Origin of the sequence: Pedococcus dokdonensis, assembly GCF_900104525.1 — a bacterium.
In the GTDB taxonomy this organism is placed as follows: domain Bacteria; phylum Actinomycetota; class Actinomycetes; order Actinomycetales; family Dermatophilaceae; genus Pedococcus; species Pedococcus dokdonensis.
The window spans coordinates 2,524,224-2,543,090 of the sequence record NZ_LT629711.1; the positions used below are offsets into that span (position 1 = coordinate 2,524,224).

Sequence of the window (18,867 nt, forward strand, 5' to 3'; positions counted from 1 at the left end):
CGAGTTAGCGCCGCCCCAGGTGACCATTCCCCGGCGCTATCCCATGCAAAAGGCGAGTTAGCGCCGTCCCAGTGACACTTCCTGCGGCGCTAACTCGCCTTTTGCATGAGTCAGCGACGGACGATCGGGTCAGGCGGGGGTGATGCGCACCGTCCGGCCGGGCGGCGCCGTGACGGTCTGACGTTCGCCGTCCCGCTGGACGAGTCCGCCTTCGACCCCCACGTCGGGGGCGCCGTGCAGCACCACGGTCGTGCCGTCCCCGAGCGGCGGCCCGAACTCCAGGGCGTCGTCGGCGATGGCGGTGAGCTCTGCGTTGGCCCACTCGACCCGCCCCACGGGAGTGTCGAGGCCGAGAGCGAGGAAGGCACTGGTCCGCGGCGGCACGACCAGCGGCTCGTCGGCGCCGATCGGCCGTCCGTCGAGGGAGAGCCGCACGGGATTGTGGTGCCCGGTGATGTTGGTCAGGTGCAGCATCCGCTCGCCGTCGGGCGTGCTGGTCGTTGTGGCGAAGATCCCGGGCACCTCGGCCGAGAGCTCGAGGCCGGGGCTGACGCCGAGCCGGCGCAGCGCCCGGCCGAAGAGGGCGACGTCGGAGGGCAGCTCGGCGGCGATCAGCACCGCACGCCCGGTGCCGACCTCGACGTCCACGCCGCACACGGCGCCGTCGACGTCGTGCAGCACCGCGTCGCCGCGCTCGTGCTCCAGGGCCTGGAACCAGCCGACCCGCGTCTCCGGCCACGGCGCCGCCCACCCGCTCGCGACCACCGACGGGTAGTAGTGGTCGCGAGCCCAGGTGAGCTCCGCGCCGGACACCCCGAGGGCGTCCGCGAGCACCGTGCAAGGACGGCCCTCGAGGTCGCGGTCGGGGAGCCGGCCGAGCAGGAGCAGGCCTCCACCACGGGTGAGGTGGTCGACCAGCCCCTGCTGCACCTCGGGTGAGAGGTGTCGTCCGGTGGCGAGCGCGACCACTCCGGTCGGCTCGTCGCGTTGGAGGTGCACGGCCCCGAACCGGTAGCCGCCCAGCAGCATGGACCGCACGAGTGCGCGACGCGGTCCGGCACCACGGTGCCGCACCAGGTCGTCGACCACCTCGGTCATCACCGCGCTGTCGGGGTGGTGGTACTCGGTGGCGTAGGAGTCGAGCACCAGCCCCAGCTGCACGTCGTCGTGGTCCTCCACCATCCGCGAGAGCCAGCGCTCGTGCAGCCGCACGGCGTGCACGGTCCGGGCCGTCGCGGCATACGTCATGCCCTTCTGGCCCTCGGGGCCGACGGGCGCGGCAGTGCCGTGCCGCTCGCCGGTGAAGCTGATCCGGTCGTTGCCGTCGCCCACCGCCTCCTCGAGCGGAGGGTTGATCCCCCCGGCGAAGAGGTAGTAGTTGATCATCCGGTTGCCCTGCGCCAGGGAGCGGCGGGTCTTGAGCTCGACCGTGGACGGGTCGTACTGGTTGTCGACGCCGCCGCCGTAGTCGCCGGAGCCGGCCTCGAACTCCAGCGAGGTGGTCGGCTGTCCGGGCCCGTTGACGGCGGCCATGAAGGCGTTGATGACGTAGAGGTCGGTGGTGGTGTTGAGGGTCATGTCGCCCATGTAGTGGTCGGACCCGCCGAGCATCCCGGGCACCGCGGCATACGTCTCGACCAGCTGGCTGATGCCGATCGGGAACGGCTCGCCGCTGCCGCCCTCGGTGCCGTGGATGTTGATCAGGAACGGCACGTCGACGACGCCCTGCGCCTCGGCCATCGCCCGCAGCGCCTCGACGTAGCGGCGGAACCGGTCGCGCATGAAGACCGCGAGGTCCTGCCGGATCGGTCCGGCCCACTCCTCCTTGGGCGAGCGGATCGCCTCTGGTGTCAACGGATACGGCACCGTTCCGGCTCGCGAGGCCTGCGCCCAGCCGAGGAAGTCGTCGACGAGGTGGTCGGTCAGGTCGGGGCTGTTGGTCACCCAGGCGAGCATGCCGATCTCGTTGTCGAGCTGGACCGCGATGACGTTGCCGCCATGGGGCTGGAGGCGGTCGGCGATGATCGGCAGGATCGCCCCGAACCAGCGCTCGCACTCGGCCAGGTAGGCGGGCGCGAGGTAGTCCACCGTGCGGCTGGGAGCGGGTCTGCCGTCCCAGCCGGTCGGCACGATCTCGGCGTGCTCGGTGTAGAGCCGGAACGGCAGCCCCTCGTTCTTCAGCTCCGCCATGATGAACGGGCCGGGTCGCGCGATGAACCACAGCCCGTGCTGGGCACACAGGTCGATGAACACGGCGACGTCTCGCTCCGGCCGGGTGGCGCCGGTGACGTCGATGCTGCCGTCGGGCAGCTCGTGCCACAGCCACGGGATGTAGGAGGCGACGGCGTTGCAGCCGGCCTCCTTGAGCAGCAGGATCCGCTGCTCCCACTCGTCGCGCGCGACCCGGAAGTAGTGGACCTCGCCGGCCATCACCACCCTCGGCTGGCCGTCGACGAGGATCTGGTCGTCCTGGATCTGGATCATGGTCCTCAGGGGTTGGTGGTGGTGGTCGGGGTGATGGTGATCGACAGTGAGCTGCCGTGCAGGGCGTCCGGTCCGGCAGTCAGGCGGATCTCGCCGGGGTCGACCCGCAGGACGTTGTCAGCTCCGTAGTAGGCGAACTGGTCGGCTCGCACGGTGAAGGTGGCGGTGCCCTGCTCGCCCGGCCCCAGGTCGAGGGCGACCCAGTCGACGAGCTCGGTGAGCGGCCGGGTCACCTGGGCGACCGGGTCGCGGAACGACAGCTGCACCACCTCGCGCCCGGCCCGGGGACCGGTGTTGGTGACGTCCACCTCGACGTCGAGCGACCCGTCGCGGCCGAGCTCGAGCGAGCCGGTGGTGCGGAGCTCGCCGTAGTCGAAGGTCGTGTAGGTCAGTCCGTGCCCGAACGGCAGCCGCGGATACACCTGGTCGTCGAGGTAGCGGCCCTGGGTGCCCTCCTCGTGCAGCTCGACGAGCCGCCCGGTGGGCCGCTGGTGGGTGCTGGTCGGGATGTGGCCGGTGGTGCGGGGGAAGGTCATCGGCAGCCGACCGTGCGGTCCGACGTCGCCGAACACGATGTCGGCCAGCGCCGGTCCTGCCTCGACCCCCGGGTGCCAGACGACCAGCACCGCGTCGGCGAGGTCGAGCACGTCGCCGAGGTCGAGGGGACGGCCGGTGTAGACGACCACGACCAGCGGCTTGCCGAGGCGGGCGAGCTGGCGCAGGTGGTCGAGCTGTCCCGCCGGCAGCCCGATGTCGGTGACGGAGTTGGCCTCCCCAGAGCGCCACGGGTGCTCACCCACCACCGCGACGGTGACTTCGGCGTTGCGCACCTGCTGGACGGCGCGGTCGCTGAACCGGCCGTCGCTGACGACCAGTCGGTCGCCCAGCCGCTCACCGAAGGCGGTCGCGGGGCTGACGACGTCCTCGCCACGGCCGTCGAGCGTCCAGGTGCCCAGCAGCTCCTCGCCCGCCTCCGCGAAGGGGCCGCTGAGGTGCACGGTGCCCACCTCGGCCGTGAGCGGAAGGACACCGTTGTTCGAGACGAGCACGTGGGCGCCGTGAGCGGCTCGGCGGGCCACCGCGCGCGTGGCGGCGGTCGGCGCGTTGGTGCGGCCGGGGTCGCCGACGTATGGCGTCTCGAAGAGCCCCAGCCGGAGCTTGAGGGTCAGCAGCCGGCGCACCGCGTCGTCGACCAGCTCGACGTCGACCTCACCGGACTCGACCAGGTCGGCGAGGTGGGCGGCGTAGGAACCCGAGCACATGTCGAGGTCGACCCCGGCCTCGATGGCCAACCGCGCGGCGTCGCGGAGGTCGGCCGCGACTCCTTGGTGGACGAGCTGGCCGATGCCGTTCCAGTCGGCGACGACGACGCCGTCGAACCCCCACTCTCCCTTGAGCACGTCGCGCAGGAGGTGGCGGTGCGCGTGCATCGGCGTGCCGTCGACGTCGTTGAACGCCGCCATCACGGTGCAGACGCCCGCGTCCACCGCGGTCCGGAACGGTCGCAGGTGCAGGTTTCGCAGGGTGTTCTCGCCGACTGACACGGTGTCGTAGTCACGACCACCGGCCGACAGTCCGTAGCCGGCGAAGTGCTTGGCGCAGGCCGCGATCCGGTCGCGGTCGGACACGTCGGCGCCCGTGACACCGGTGCCCTGGAAGCCGCGCACCATCGCGGCGGCGAGCCGTCCGCTGAGGACGGGTGTCTCGCCCAACGACTCGGCGACGCGCCCCCAGCGGGGCTCCTCGGACAGGTCGACCATCGGCGCGAAGGTCCACGCCACCCCGTCGACGACCGCCTCCGAGGCCGCGACCGCAGCCAGCTGCTCGACGAGCGACTCGTCGAACGAGGCTGCCAGTCCCAGCGGGATGGGTCCCACGGTGCGGTGGCCGTGGATCACGTCACGGCCGAAGAGCACCGGTATGCCGAGTCGGCTCGCCTCGACCGCGTGGCGCTGGGCGGCGTCGATGTTGGCGGCGAGGACGCCCTCGTCGCGCTCGTTGCCACCGGTCGCGCCGCTCGCGAAGAGGCTCGACCCGATGGCACCAGAGGCCAGCTGGTCCGCGTCGTCGTGGGGGTGGATGTTGGCGACCTGGTGGGTCTGGCCGACCTTCTCCTGCAAGGTCATCCGGGCCAGCAGGAGCTCCACCCGCTCTGGGACCGGCAAGGAGGAGTCGAGCCAGGGCCGGTCGGCCGAGTCGATGACGCCGCCGGTCACAGGGTCTCCACGGTGAGCTCGACCTCGCCGCCCACGGCCGCAGCCAGGAGGTCGGCCCGCCGCACACTGACGCCGGCCGATCGGTAGGGGTTGGCGAGCGGCGTGGTCTCGAGCTCTCGTCCGCGCGCGACGACTCGCACCACCCCCGAGCCTGCCGAACCCACGCGGTAGGTGACCCGAAGCCCCTTGTCTCCCAAGGGGATTCGGGCATTCAGGCCGTCGAGACCAGGTGCGAGCACCGGGTCGATCTCGATCAGTGCGCCGCGCGACCGGACGCCCAGTAGGCTCTCGGCGAGCAGCCGCAGGTAGAGCCCGGGACCCGAGGAGTAGACCCGCCACCCGCCTTCCAGGTCGACATCGCCGGCCATCAGCGCGGCATACCGCTCGCTGGCGTCGAGCCGGTCGTCGAACGCGCCGTCCGACGAGGAGTAGTAGGTGGTGGACTGTCGCGGCCGCGCCCGCGGCACCCGCTCGGTCACCCCGATCGGGTTGGCCTGGCAGAGCGCGGCGAAGAGCTGCTCCGCGTCGCCGACGCGGGCCAGCGCCTCGGCGTAGCGCAGGTGGGCATGCATGTACATGAGCCCGATCTCGCGCCCCCAGAAGGTGCTCGCCTCGGCCCGCTGGAACACCTTCATCGGCCCACCGCTGTAGGCCACCGGCCGGTCGAACAGCCGCGCGCCGTCGGGTCCGAGCAGGTGCTGGTCGATGAGGTCGAGGTGGTGGCGCGCCTGCTCGGCGCTGAGCAGGTCGGCGGAGATGGCGTGGATCCACGGCAGCACGCCGTGGGTCAGGCCGGTGCGGGTGTCGCGGGGGTGCACCAGCGGCTCGGACCCTCCGTCGTCGTCGAGCAGCACGTAACCGGGCAGCACCCCGTCGACGACCAGGTCGTCGGTGAGGGCGGTGTGCGCGGCGTCGGCGGCCTCTCGGGCCCGGGTGACGAGGTCGGGGGCGGCGTCGCAGGACTCCAGGCCATCGGCGAGTGAGCGCAGCGCGGTGACCAGCAGCACCGTGGTCCAGGTGGACACGAGGCGCGCGGCGAGGTGCGGGTCGGCCGGCTGGAGGGAGTCGTTCCAGTCGCCGTGGCCGTAGGCGGGCAGGGAGGTGCCGGGCACGCGGACCTCGGCAACCCGGTCGAGCGCGCGCCGCAGGTGGTCCTCGACGGACGCCGGCGGGGTGAGCGCGTCGTCGCCGACGAAGGGAAGTCCCTCGCTGAGCAACGAGGCATCGCCCGTCGACCGCAGGTAGTCCCCGACCGCCAACACGGGCCAGTACAGGACGTCGCCGTGGGCGTCCTGCTGACCGGCCTCGGCCAGCGGAGGGAGGAAGTCGAAGGCCTGCGGCCAGTCGCCGCGTGCGTTCTGCGCCCGGAAGAGCCGCAGCAGCACGTCACGCTGGTCGGCGTCGCGCCCCAGCGCGGTCAGCAGGCCCACCGGGCCCTGACACACGTCACGGGTGCCCCAGGCGCCGCCGGAGAACTGCTCGAGACCACGCGGTGAGAGGTAGTGGACGAGGGCGTTCTGGGTGAACCACGGGAGCGCCGTGTCGATCGCGGCGACCTCGGCGGCGAGTGCCGGGTCCGAGGCCCCCGCGGTGAGCCGTAGCGCGCCCACCGTCCGCGTCCAGTCGGCACCCAGGCGCTGTTCGGGTGTCGGGCGCACCTCCTGGTCGCCGTCGGCGCTCGTCACGGAGAGGGTGAGGGCGAACCGGCTGCGGGGCGCGACCTCGAGCGTGACCCAGGAGGTGCCCCGCTCCTCGCCGTCGGTGAAGAGCGGCCCGTCGGCCGCGACCGACACCGCGCCGGCAGGCCAGCCGAGGTGCAGCGAGGTCGAGCCGGCGCCGATGTCGGCACCGTCGTCACGCACCGCCACGTCGTGTGCGGCGGGGCCGAGGCCGTCGTCGCCGTCCACCGCGATGTTGAGGGCCACGAGCAACCGGCGCGGGGCGCCGGACAACCAGCGGACAGACCACCCCAGCTCGTGGGCGTCGCTCGGTGCCGTCGAGCTCACCTCCAGGGCGAGGTCGTCGCGGGCGTACCACCACGTGGCGCGGTCGGTGCGCAGCGCCCAGGCGCTGGGGGTCTCGAGGAGGGCCCAGCCTCCCTCGGCCGACGGCTCCTCGACGAACACCCTGAGGCCGTGCGCCCGCTGGACACCCAGGTAGCCACGCCGGGTCGAGAGCAGGCGCCCCCGGCCGACGTGGCCACGGGTGAGCTGGGAGTGGAAGCCGCCGGTCATCCACAGCGTCGACGTGAGCGTGCCGGTGTCGGGCACCAGGGCGTCACCGGTGCGCAGGACGTGTCCGTGGGGGCGCAGGACGAGTCGTTCCTTGGCCGCCGTGACGACGTGCGAGCCCTCGCTGCCGAACCACGAGAGCAACCGTCCCTCGGCGTCGGTCTCGAGGTGCCGCGGGTCGGGGTCACCGGTCAGCTCGGCCAGGGTGTCGGCGTCGAGGTCGTCGACGGCCAGTGGCGGCGCAGTGCTGAAGATCGAACGGGGGGCCGCGAGGGAGTGGGTGGTGTCGTCGGTCCCGGGCTGCGTCGGTGGCCGCGCCTCGGCCTGGGACAGGGCACGCTCGTGCCAGGCCGCGTCGGCGTCGGAGGTGGCTTCCGGGTGGTCGGGACTGACGATGCCGTAGAACCCGGTGACGTGCCGCCCCCCGCTGGCGAGCCGGACGGGGGTGTCCTGGAGGACGGCCAGGGCGTGCTCGTGCTGGAGCCGGTGCGAGGGCAGGTCAGCGGCCGACAGCGCCACCGGGGCGCCCGGGCGGGCGGCTCCCCGGACGAGCTGGAGGGTGTCGGTGGCCCACCCGCGACCCTCGACCAGCGAACCGAGGAGCATCCACGGGACGGACTGACCCGGCATGTTCTGGCGGACGGCGAGGGCCGTGCCGTTCTCGGTCGCGACCGGCGTGAGGTCGAGGTACTGGCTGACGTAGAACTCGTTGACGCGGAGGCCGTCGTAGGGCGCGAGCCCGGGGTCGTGCGCCAGCACGACGTCCACCTCGACCTCGGCTCCGCCGGTGTTCTCCACCTCGACGTGCCAGAACCATGCGGGGGCGGCGTCGGCGAGCCGGAACCACACGGCATACCGCAGGCCCTGCCACTCGCCGCGGGCGACGGGGCCGGCCTCCGACCACGTGACCACACTGCGGCTGCTCGGCCCCAGGAGGGGCACCCACGCGACGTCACGGCTCGCACCGTCCGTCGTGCCTGCGCCGTCGAGGAGGCGGAGGTAGAGATTGGCCGGACCGGACTCGTGGGCACTCGCCGGGTACATGAGCAGCGAGGTCGGGCCCGCGTCGAGGCGGGCGAGGCTGCCGTGGTCCGTGAACACCGCCCGCAGCCCGGAGGCGCTGGAGAGCTCGTGGTGGCCGCGCGTCATTGCGTTCGTACGAGAAGGCACCCCTTGTGTATAGCAGCGGTCACCTCACAGAGGACAAGCCGAAATCCGTTGTAAATAAATGAAAACCGATTGCTGAGCACGGCCGAAGGTCATGAAAGTACTTTCATGCCAATAATCGTTGACAGGCGACCTCCGCCCCTCTCAGGGTGAAAAGACATCCCCACTGGAGGTCAGTCAATGGCGACGGCAATCACCCGAAAGACTAAAACCGTTGTGGCTCTTGCATTCTGCGGAGCCCTTGGCCTGTCGGCGTGTGCCGGCGGCGGAGCCTCCGGGGGTGGTGGAGCCGGTGGTGGCGGCGGGATGATCGCGCAGCTGACCTTCCCCAGCGACGCACCAGCGGCCATGGGTGGACTGGTCGACTACAACCCCTATGCGGTGAACGCGCTCACCAAGACCTGGCTCTACGAGCCGCTCATGGTGCGTAACGGCATCACCTGCCAGATCACCCCGTGGCTGGCCACCGACTACAAGTGGAGCAGCGACGCAGCCACTCTGGAGTTCACGATCCGCGACGGAGTGAAGTGGAGCGACGGCCAGCCGCTCACGGCCAAGGACGTCGCCTTCACCCTCAACCTCGCCAAGACCTACCCGGCCATCGACCGGGCCGCGATCTGGAAGCCGATCTTCGGCGCACCGGCCACGTCGGTGACCGCGAACGCCAACAAGGTGCGGATCGCATTCGGGGGCAACGCCGCTCCCAAGTTCGACGAGCTGATCAAGCTGCAGATCCTGCCCGAGCACGTGTACTCCAAGGTCGGGGACGTCACCAAGTACATCGACAAGGCCCCGGTCGGCTCCGGCCCGTTCAAGGTCGGCAACTACAACGGCCGCCGCCTCGAGCTCGTCCGTCGCGCCGACTACTGGCAGGCCGACAAGATCAAGGTGCAGAAGCTGATCCTGGAGGGCAACTACGACGCCTCCCAGGCCGCCCTCAAGCTCCGCTCGGGCCAGCTCGACGCCTACTGGGGTGAGATCCCCAACCCCGAGCGCTCGTTCGTCGGTGCCGACAAGAAGACCAACCACTTCTGGTTCGCCCCCAACGGCGCGACGGTGCTGAGCCCCAACGTGCAGAAGGTTCCCTTCGACGACGTGAAGTTCCGCGAGGCCATCGCCCCGGCGCTCAACCGTGAGGAGATGTCGCAGAAGGCGACCTACGGGATCATGAAGCCGGCCAGCCAGACCGGTCTCAAGCTGCCCGCGGCGGCCAAGCTGCTGCCCGAGAAGTACGCCGCGAACGACGGTGCCGACACGGTCATCAAGTTCGACGCGGCCAAGGCCGCGCAGCTGCTGGACGCGGCCGGCTACGCCAAGGGCCCCGACGGCAAGCGCAAGGGCAAGGACGGCCAGCCGCTCAACCTGACCTTCACCGTCCAGGCCGGCTACATCGACTACCAGTCGATGGCCGAGGTCGTCGTCCGCAACCTCAACTCCATTGGCGTGACGACCAAGCTGAACACCACGGCACCCGAGAGCGTCGATGCACAGAAGAAGTCCGGTGACTTCCAGCTGATGTTCGAGTACATCAACGGCGGCTGCGACAACGCCAAGAACTTCGGCGGCAAGCTCTCCTCGGACCAGATCCCGACGAAGACCGAGATCCTGCCCAACGTCGAGCGCTGGAACGACCCCGCGACCGACGCGACGGTCAAGGAGCTCAGCGCGACCACCGACGAGGCGAAACAGAAGGAGCTCGTCGGGACGCTGGTCGACACGATGATGACGCAGTACCCGGTGACGCCGCTGATCTACGCCCCGGCGCGGATCCTCTACCGCACCGACAAGGCGGTCGGCTGGCCGAGCGAGTCGGACCCGTACGCGCAGCCGGCGGACGACCGCCTGCTCATCATGACCCACCTGAAGCCCGCCAAGTGACCACGGCCCACCCGGGCCGGGAGCAGTCCCGGCCCGGGGAGCCCCCGTCGGAGGTGACCGCAGCGTGAGGTACTTCGCTCGCAAGATCGCGTTCTTCCTCGCCACCCTGTGGGCCGCGATCACGCTGAACTTCGTGATCCCGCGGCTCCAGCCCGGCGACCCCGCCGAGGTGATGGTGCAGAAGCTCGCCGGCAAGGACGCCCAACTCAACCCCGCAGCCGTGGAGGCCATGCGAGCCATGCTGGGCGCCCCGGACGGGAGCCTCTTCCACCAGTACGTGGAGTACCTGAAGGCGCTGGCCCACGGCGACTTCGGCCTCTCCTACACGTACTACCCCTACCCCGTCACCGAGGTGATCGGGCAAGCCCTGCCGTGGACCCTGGTCCTCGTGGGCGTCACCCAGGTGCTCGCCTTCGTCATCGGGATCACCCTCGGGGCGTTCGCAGCCTGGCGACGCAACTCGCGGTTCGACGGCATCGTCACGCTCGGCTCGACCTTCGTCGGGACGTTGCCGGGGTTCTGGATCGCGTTGCTGCTGCTGTTCATCTTCGGCTACACGATGGGCTGGTTCCCGACCGGAGGTGGCTACTCGGCCACGACGCCCGGCCTGAACGCGGCGTTCCTCGGCGACGCGGCATACCACTCCATCCTGCCCGCACTGTCGCTGCTGGTCACTGCCCCGATCGGGTGGATCCTCGGCATGCGCAACACGATGGTGATGAACCTGGGCGAGGACTACATCCGGCTCGCCAAGGCCAAGGGCCTGCCCGACAAGGTCGTGGCGCTCCGGTATGCCGCGCGGAACGCGTTGCTGCCCAGCGTCACCGGGTTCGCGATCGCCTTGGGCGGGGTGCTCGGTGGCTCGATCCTCGTGGAGCAGATCTACGACTACCCGGGGATGGGGCGGCTGATGGCCGAGGCGATCGGCAACCGCGACTTCCCGCTGCTGCAGACGCTGCTGCTCTTCATCATCATCGGGGTCCTGCTGGCGAACCTCGTCGCAGACCTGCTCTACGGCGTGCTCGACCCGCGCGCGAGGAGGTCGCAGTCATGACCGCAGGTGTGGTCCAGACCGGTGCGGACGAACGCCCCGGTGACGGCACGGACAACCAGGCGCCGATCGGTGCCGGCTACACCCAGCAGCGCTGGTGGCAGCTGATCTGGGGCAACGGCAAGGCGCGGGTCGGCATCTTCCTGCTGCTCGGCTTCGTCCTCGTGGCGGTCCTCGCGCCGCTGATCGCCCCCTACGAGGGCACCCGCTCCGACTTCGAGGCGCTGCTGCCGCCCGGCGGGGACCACTGGCTGGGCACCACGACCCAGGGCGGCGACATCTTCTCGCAGCTGGTCTACGGCAGCCGGATCTCGTTGGTCGTGGGGCTGTTCGGCGGGCTCGTGTCGACCGCCATCGCCCTGGTGATCGGGATGTGGTCGGGCTACAAGGAAGGCACCGTCGTCGACGACATCCTGTCGTTCTTCACGAACGTCGCGATCGTCGTGCCGGTGCTCCCCCTGATGATCGTCCTGATCGCCTACAGCGAGGTGCGTGGCATCCCGCTCATCGTCTTCGTCATCGGCATCACCTCGTGGGCCGGCCACGCTCGGGCCAAGCGGTCGCAGATCATCACGCTGCGCAACCGCGACTTCGTGACCGCGGCCAAGTTCGCCGGCGAGGGCTCCGGACGGATCATCTTCCGCGAGATCATGCCGAGCATGACGTCCCTCGTGGCGGCCGGCTTCGTCGGCGCGTCGACCGGGGCGATCGGCGCAGAGGCCGGGCTGTCCTTCCTGGGTCTCGGCGACCCCAACACGGTCTCGTGGGGCACGATGCTCTACCAGGCCAACGAGCAGGGCGCCGTCGGCCAGGGCCTCTGGCTCTGGGTGCTGGCTCCCGGTCTCGTGCTGGCGCTGCTCATCACCTCGCTGACGTTCATCAACTTCGGGGTCGACCTGCTGTCCAACCCCCACCTCAGGGAGGACTGACATGGCTGCCGCCAACGAGACCACGACCACCGAGACCACGACCACCGAGGCCACCGACTCGACCGCACCCGGCGCCGGCACCCCGCTCCTGCGGGTCCGTGACCTCAGCGTCCGGTTCGAGCCCAAGACGTCACCCGCGCTCACCGCCGTCGACCAGGTCAGCTTCGACCTGGCCGAGGGCGAGTTCGTCGGGCTGATCGGCGAGTCCGGCAGCGGCAAGTCGACCCTCGCGATGGCGCTCCTGAGCCTGCTCGAGAAGCCGGGCAGGGTCAGCGGCGGGACGATCGAGTTCGACGGCGAAGACCTGGCGTCGCTGTCGCCGGAGGAGCTGAGGTCGCGCCGCTGGCGGGACATCGCCACGGTCTTCCAGAGCAGCATGAACTCGCTCAACCCGGTGATGCGCGTCGCGGCACAGTTCCGCGACGTCATCGAGGAGCACAGCGACCTGCGGGGTGACGCAGTGACGGAGCGGGTCCGCGACCTCTTCGAGATGGTCATGATCGACCCGAAGTTCATGAGCGCCTATCCGCACGAGCTCTCGGGCGGCATGAAGCAGCGCGTCAACCTCGCGCTCGCCCTCGCCAACCGGCCGCGCTTCGTCCTGCTCGACGAGCCCACCACCGGACTCGACGTGGTGGTGCAGCGCTCGATCCTCGAGGCGGTGCGCCGGCTCCAGAAGGAGCAGGGCTTCGCGGTGCTCTTCATCAGCCACGACATCGGCACCGTCATGGAGCTGTCCGACCGGATCTTCGTCATGTATGCCGGGCGCCTGGTCGAGCAGCAGCCCGCCGCCACCCTCGTGGCCGACCCGCTGCACCCCTACTCCAAGGGCCTGCTGGGCTCCTACAGCAACCCGCGGGCCGACACGGTCCGGGTGACCTACATCCCGGGTCGGCCGCCGGACCTGACCCGCCGGGTCGAGGGCTGCCGGTTCGCCGCCCGCTGCCCCGAGGCGATCGAACGCTGCGCCACGGACGACCCGGCCCTGCTGCCGCTCGCCGCCGGACGGGTCGCGTGCCACGTGGCGCACCTGCAGCGCGGCCCCGCGCAGGACCGTCCGGTCGACCTCCCCGAGCCGACCCTGCACTTCGACGGACCGGAGTTCGTCAAGACCGCGGAGGACAGCGCGCGCGCCCGGCGCGGCGACGTCTTCCTCCAGGTCGACGGCGTGACCAAGGTCTTCGAGCGGCGCAAGGGCTTCACCCGGCAGCGGATGACCGCGGTCGACGACGTGTCGTTCCAGCTGCGCAAGGGCGAGGTCACCGCCCTGGTGGGTCAGAGCGGGAGCGGCAAGACGACGCTGGCCCGCATGATCACCGGTGTCGACAAGCCGACGAGCGGCACCATCCACTTCAGCGGGTCGGACGGCGAGATCGCCGTGGAACGGCTGCGCTCGCGCCAGCTGCGCGGCTACCGCAAGCACGTGCAGATGGTGTTCCAGGACCCCTACAGCTCGCTGAACCCGGCCCTGACGTTGCGCTACACGCTGTCGCGCCCACTGCGGAACCACCGCGGCCTCGGCGCCAAGGAGGCCGAGGCGGTGGCCGGTGAGCTGCTGGAGACGGTGGCGCTGACCCCGAGCGACCGGTTCCTCGACCGCTACCCGTACGAGCTGTCGGGCGGCCAGCGCCAGCGCGTCGTCATCGCGCGGGCGCTCGCCGCCAACCCGGAGCTGATCGTCGCCGACGAGCCGATCTCGAGCCTCGACGTGTCGATCCGAGCCGAGATCCTCGAGCTGCTCCAGGAGCTCGTGACGGGCCACGACATCGGCGTCCTCTACATCACCCACGACCTGCTCAGCGCCCGGCTGCTGGCCGACGAGATCCTGGTGCTCTCCGAGGGCCGGGTCGTCGAGCAGGGGCCGGCGCTCGAGGTGATCCGCAACCCCGGTGACGCCTACACGCAGCGGCTGCTGGACGCCATACCCAACCCGTTCGAGCAGGCGGCCACCGCCGGCTGACGAGCGCGGGCGAGCCCTCGGCCACCGCCACGGCCACCGCCACGGCAACGGCCGGCGGCTTGCCTACGCGGGCCCGATGTTGTCCGGGCCGTGGGTGACGGCAAGGATGCTCCCCATGGATCCCGACCGCCCGGTGACGATCTACACCGTCGCCGAGCGGGCCGGGGTCAGCATCGCCACCGTGTCGCGGGTGCTGCAGGGGTCGGCGCGGTCGTCGCCGGTCACCCGCCAGAAGGTGCTGCGGGCGGTGGAGGACCTCGACTACGTGCCGCTGCGCGCCGCGCGCACGCTCGACGTCAAGCGGCACGAGGCGCACGGCCTGGTGCTGCCCGGGCTGACCGGCCCCTACTTCGCCGAGCTGCTCGCGGGCTACGAGTCGACGGCGGCACAGTACGGCCAGTCCGTCGTGGTGGTGGTGAGCGCCGGGGTGACCGACCTCGACACGACGCTGCGCACGCTGCTGGCGCGGGTCGACGGGCTCGTCCTCACGCACGGGACAGCGGGCGACGCGATCATCCGCACGCTGGCGCGCAGCACCCCGGCCGTGGTCCTCGCCCACGCGCCGATCGAGGGTTGTGACACGGTCACCGTCGAGAACTCCGAGAGCGCCGCGGAGCTCACCGCGCACCTGCTGGGGCACGGCCGGCGCCGGCTCGTCTTCGCGGGTGACCCCGAGACGTCGTACGACATCCGGGAGCGGTATGCCGGGTTCGCAGCCGCCCTGGCCGACGCGGGCCTGTCCGAGGCGCTGCCGCCGCTGCGCGTGTGGTTCGAGGAGTCGTCGGCCCCCGAGATCGTCGAGGCCCTGGTGGCGGCAGGCGATGCCGTCGACGGCGTCGTGTGCGCGAACGACGAGCTGGCGCTGGCGACGATGACCCTGCTCGCCCGGCGGGGGGTGCGGATCCCCGACGACCTGGCCATCGTGGGGTTCGACGACATCATGGCCTCGCGCTACGTCGATCCCGGCCTCACGACGGTGAAGCAGCCGACCCACGAGCTGGGGCGCTGGGCGGCGATCCGGCTGCACGAGCGGATCCAGGGCCGCACCCGCGACGTGCAGCCGCAGATCCTGCCCACCCGGGTGGTGGTGCGGGGGTCGTGCGGGTGCCCGTGGAGCGGCCCGGAGTTCGGTGCCCAGCGGTCCTGACCTGCGACTTCTTGGTTGGGGAATGCAACAAAGAAGTTGACTGTTCAATGACCTATGACCCAGACCCACGACTCCCTGACCGACTTCGAGGCCCAGTTCGCTGACCACCTCGAGCTCTCCCCCGAGGCTCAGGACCTGCTCTTCCGTGCGGCCCGCACCGCCAACGCCTTCACCGACGAACCGGTGTCCGAGGAGCAGGTGCGCGCCATCTACGACCTGGTCAAGTGGGCGCCGACCTCGATGAACAACCAGCCGCTGCGGATCGTCCTGGTGCGCAGCCCCGAGGCCCGCGGCCGGCTGGTCGAGCAGATGAGCGGCAACAACAAGGCCAAGACCTCGACCGCCCCGCTGGTCGCCGTCCTCGCCGCCGACACCGACTTCCACGACGAGCTCGGCAAGGTGTTCCCGCACTTCGAGGGCGCCCGCGACCTGTTCGCGGGCAACGACGAGATGCGTGAGGGCTCGGCCCTGCTCAACGCCACCCTGCAGGTCGCCTACTTCATCCTCGGGGTCCGCGCCGCCGGGCTGGCCGCCGGCCCGATGACCGGGTTCGACGCCGCCGGGGTCGACCGCGAGTTCTTCCCCGACGGTGCGCACCGCACCATCGCCGTGGTCAACATCGGCCGCCCCGCCGAGGGCGCCTGGATGGACCGGCTCCCCCGCCTGGACTACGACGAGGTCGTCACCGCCGTCTGACCGGCGCTCTCGCGGGACCGGGATTTCTGGAAATCTGTTGCACAGGGCGACCTTCCCGACTTAGCGTCGAGCTACACGGAAGGGAGGTGGTCCAAGAAGTGATTTCTATTTGGACGCGTGAGGTGACTGCGCGCTAGCGCCCCTCGACTGCTCGAGGTGCGTCATCCGGCGCAATCCCAAGCAGTTAACCGCAGCCCGTGGGCCGCGCAGGTCGTCCCCTGCGCACGCCGAGCCGCTTGATCGCGGCCCGGAAGGCCCACGGGCTGTTCCATGCCCGGACGGCAGCAAGTCGCCCCTCACGCGACTCGCTGCCGTCCGTCTCCGCTACTCCCTGGCTCGGGGTGAAGGAGGGCGCGATGCGCTCCCTGATACCCCGCACGGGCGGGAGCAAGCATGAGCCTCAGCGCAGGGCAGCCGCCGCAGCGGCCAGCGCCTCGATCCGGGCCCAGTCTCCCTGCGCCACCGCGTCCTTCGGCGTCAGCCACGAGCCGCCGACACACCCCACGTTCGGGAGCGCCAGCCAGGCCGCCGCCGTCTCGGGCGTGATCCCACCGGTGGGGCAGAACCGCAGCTGCGGACACGGTCCCGCGACCGCAGACAGGTAAGGACGCCCGCCACTGGCCTCGGCGGGGAAGAACTTCATCGCCTCCAGCCCGGCCTCGGCCAGCGTCAGCATCTCGGTCAGGGTGCCGGCCCCGGCGAGCAGCGGCAGGCCGCTCGCCAGGGCCGCGTCGAGCAGTCGCGGCGGCGAGCCCGGCGTGACGACGAACTGCGCGCCGGCGTCCTTGACCTGCTGCACCTGGGCTGGGGTGACGACGGTGCCGGCACCGACGACCATGCCGTCGACCTGCGCGGCCACCGCCTCGATCGCGCCGAGCCCGGCCGCACTGCGCAGCGTGATCTCGATGACCGGTATGCCGCCGCGCACCAGGGCGCGGGCCAGCGGCACGGCCTGCTCGACCGAGTCGACGACGACGACCGGGATCACCGGGGCGAGGTCGAGCACGTCCGCGCCGTCGCGAAGCACGGGCAGCTCGGCCGGGGTCGAGTCGGTGGCCACGGAGCTCGTCCCCGTCACCGCAGGTTGGGTTCCGTTCGGGTGGAGAACCTGCGTCGGGGGGTGGGACAGGCTGCTCATCGGGTCTCCTCGGGGGTCAGGATCGGTGCGGCCGTCGCGTTCTCCCAGAGCCGGCCCAGGTTGCCGAAGACGTGGGCGCCCTCGTCGGCCCGGCCGACCACCCCACGCATCGCGGCGAACAGCTCGCGGCCGGTGCCGATGCCCTCCTCGCTGACCCGCGGCGACGGCAGCCGCGCCGCGAACTCCTCCTCGTCGACCAGGACGTCGAGACGCCCGGTCAGCGAGTCGACCCGCACCACGTCACCGTCCTGGAGCTTCGAGATCGGGCCGGCGTGGACCGACTCCGGCGTCACGTGGATGGCCGCTGGGATCGCGCCGGACGCGCCACTCATCCGGCCGTCGGTGACGAGCGCCACGGCATACCCGCGCTTCTGGAGCACCCCGAGAGAGGGGGTCAGGGCGTGCAGCTCGGGCATGCCGTTGGCCGACGGGCCCTGCTCACGGATGACGACGACGACGTCGCGGTCGAGCTCCCTGCGCGAGAAGGCCTGGAGGAACCCGACCTGGTCGGTGAAGACGCGCGCTGGGGCCTCGACCACGCGGTGCTCGGCCGCGACGGCCGAGACCTTGATGACCGCGTGCCCGAGCGTGCCGCCGAGGACGCGCAGCCCGCCGTCGACGGTGAACGGGTCGTCGGCCGGGCGCAGGACGTCGGAGTCGCCGGATTCCGTTGCGGCGTCGACGAACTCGAGCCGGCCGTCGACCAGCACTGGGCGCTGCGTGTAGCGCCGCAGGCCGGGTCCGGCCAGCGTCAGGACGTCCTCGTGGAGGAGGCCGTGGTCGAGCAGGGTGCGCACCAGGAAGGCCGTGCCGCCCGCCGCGTGGAAGTGGTTCACGTCGGCGGAGCCGTTGGGGTAGATCCGCGCGACGGACGGGACCGCAGTGGAGAGGTCGTCGAAGTCCTCCCACGTCAGGTCGATCCCTGCCGCGGCGGCCATCGAGATGAGGTGCATCGTGTGGTTGGTCGACCCGCCGGTCGCGAGCAGGGCGACGACGCCGTTGACGACCGCTTTCTCGTCGACGACGCGGCCGATGCCGTAGGGCGCGTCCGACGCCGCGACCTCGGCGACGCGCGCGGTCGTCGCCGCCGTGAGCGCGTCGCGCAACGGGTCGTCGGGGTGGACGAACGCGGCCCCTGGCAGGTGCAGCCCCATGACGTCCATCAGCATCTGGTTGGAGTTGGCGGTGCCGTAGAACGTGCAGGTGCCCGGCGAGTGGTAGGACGCGACCTCGCTCTCGAGCAGCTCGTCGCGACCCACCTCGCCCGCGGCATACGCCTTGCGGGTCTCGGCCTTCTCGGCGTTGGAGCGGCCCGACGCCATCGGCCCGGCGGGCACCAGCGCGGTCGGCAGGTGGCCGAACGCGAGCGCCCCGGCCACCAGGCCGGGCACGATCTTGTCGCAGACGCCGAGCATGAGGACGCCGTCGAAGACGTCGTGGCTGAGCGCGATCGCGGCCGACATCGCGATGACGTCGCGGCTGAACAGGCTGAGCTCCATGCCGGCCCGGCCCTGCGTGATGCCGTCGCACATCGCCGGCACGCCGCCGGCCACCCGCGCCACGGCGCCGACCTCGCGGGCGGTCGCCTTGATCTGCTGCGGGTAGTGCTCGAAGGGTGCGTGCGCGCTGAGCATGTCGTTGTAGGACGTGATGATGCCGAGGCTCACCCCGGTGTCGGCGGCCATCGTCGCCCGGTCGCTGCCGCCGCACGCGGCGACGGCGTGGGCGAGGTTGGAGCAACCGAGGTCGGTGCGGGCCGGGCGCAGGCTGAGCTCGGAGGCCGCCCGCGAGATGCGCTGCAGGTATGCCGCGCGGCTGGCCCGGCTGCGGTCGGTCACCCTCGCGGTGACGTCGGCCACGACCGGGTGCAGGGTCGGCGGGGTCGGGACGGCAGTGGTGTCGGTGGGCGCCATGCAGGCTCCTCGGATTCGGGCGGTCGGGACGGGGACCGCGCGAACGGCGACACTGAC

At 71.2% G+C, this 18,867-nt stretch carries 11 protein-coding genes; 6 read left to right on the top strand and 5 right to left on the bottom strand.

Annotated elements, in window-relative coordinates; genetic code table 11:
• Window positions 1-129: 129 nt before the first annotated feature.
• From BLQ34_RS11860 to BLQ34_RS11870, 3 genes are read right to left on the bottom strand one after another with little or no spacing between them, the layout of a single operon-like run.
• The gene (locus BLQ34_RS11860; RefSeq protein WP_091785671.1) at window positions 130-2,484 is read right to left on the bottom strand and encodes a beta-galactosidase; all 2,355 of its coding nucleotides are present in this window, start codon (window positions 2,482-2,484) and stop codon (window positions 130-132) included.
• 5 nt (window positions 2,485-2,489) lie between these two features.
• A complete protein-coding gene (locus BLQ34_RS11865) occupies window positions 2,490-4,700 on the bottom strand; it encodes a glycoside hydrolase family 3 N-terminal domain-containing protein (protein WP_091785674.1) in 2,211 nt (736 codons plus the stop codon).
• Entirely contained in the window at window positions 4,697-8,101 is a 3,405-nt protein-coding gene (locus BLQ34_RS11870) for a GH36-type glycosyl hydrolase domain-containing protein (RefSeq protein WP_157693021.1), read from the bottom strand. The genes BLQ34_RS11865 and BLQ34_RS11870 overlap by 4 nt, the downstream gene beginning before the upstream one ends.
• 303 nt (window positions 8,102-8,404) lie before the next feature.
• On the opposite strand from BLQ34_RS11870, the gene BLQ34_RS11875 reads away from it, so the two are divergent.
• The 6 genes from BLQ34_RS11875 (at window position 8,405) to BLQ34_RS11900 (ending at window position 15,759) form a co-directional block, all read left to right on the top strand.
• Window positions 8,405-9,976 (top strand): ABC transporter substrate-binding protein, encoded by a 1,572-nt coding sequence (locus tag BLQ34_RS11875; RefSeq protein ID WP_157693022.1) that lies wholly within the window; start codon window positions 8,405-8,407, stop codon window positions 9,974-9,976.
• 64 nt (window positions 9,977-10,040) lie between these two features.
• Window positions 10,041-11,030: an ABC transporter permease gene (locus BLQ34_RS11880; RefSeq protein ID WP_091785683.1), complete on the top strand. Its 990-nt coding sequence runs from the start codon at window positions 10,041-10,043 to the stop codon at window positions 11,028-11,030.
• Complete coding sequence (locus BLQ34_RS11885; protein WP_091785686.1) at window positions 11,027-11,956, top strand: ABC transporter permease; 930 nt, start codon at window positions 11,027-11,029, stop codon at window positions 11,954-11,956. The genes BLQ34_RS11880 and BLQ34_RS11885 overlap by 4 nt, the downstream gene beginning before the upstream one ends.
• 1 nt (window position 11,957) lies before the next feature.
• Window positions 11,958-13,916, top strand: a complete 1,959-nt coding sequence (locus BLQ34_RS11890) for an ABC transporter ATP-binding protein (RefSeq protein ID WP_091785692.1) — start codon at window positions 11,958-11,960, stop codon at window positions 13,914-13,916.
• A 115-nt stretch (window positions 13,917-14,031) separates the two neighbouring features.
• Window positions 14,032-15,063, top strand: a complete 1,032-nt coding sequence (locus BLQ34_RS11895) for a LacI family DNA-binding transcriptional regulator (RefSeq protein ID WP_231961067.1) — start codon at window positions 14,032-14,034, stop codon at window positions 15,061-15,063.
• Window positions 15,064-15,117: 54 nt separating this feature from the next.
• Window positions 15,118-15,759 carry a malonic semialdehyde reductase gene (locus BLQ34_RS11900; protein ID WP_091785698.1) on the top strand — a complete coding sequence of 214 codons (642 nt, stop codon included), beginning with the start codon at window positions 15,118-15,120 and terminating at the stop codon, window positions 15,757-15,759.
• A 400-nt stretch (window positions 15,760-16,159) separates the two neighbouring features.
• On the opposite strand, the gene eda is transcribed toward BLQ34_RS11900, so the two are convergent.
• Together eda and edd are read right to left on the bottom strand one after the other, a co-directional pair.
• Complete coding sequence (eda, locus tag BLQ34_RS11905; RefSeq protein WP_231961070.1) at window positions 16,160-16,837, bottom strand: bifunctional 4-hydroxy-2-oxoglutarate aldolase/2-dehydro-3-deoxy-phosphogluconate aldolase; 678 nt, start codon at window positions 16,835-16,837, stop codon at window positions 16,160-16,162.
• A gap of 56 nt (window positions 16,838-16,893) precedes the next feature.
• Complete coding sequence (gene edd, locus BLQ34_RS11910) at window positions 16,894-18,810, bottom strand: phosphogluconate dehydratase (protein WP_091785704.1); 1,917 nt, start codon at window positions 18,808-18,810, stop codon at window positions 16,894-16,896.
• Window positions 18,811-18,867 lie beyond the last annotated feature (57 nt).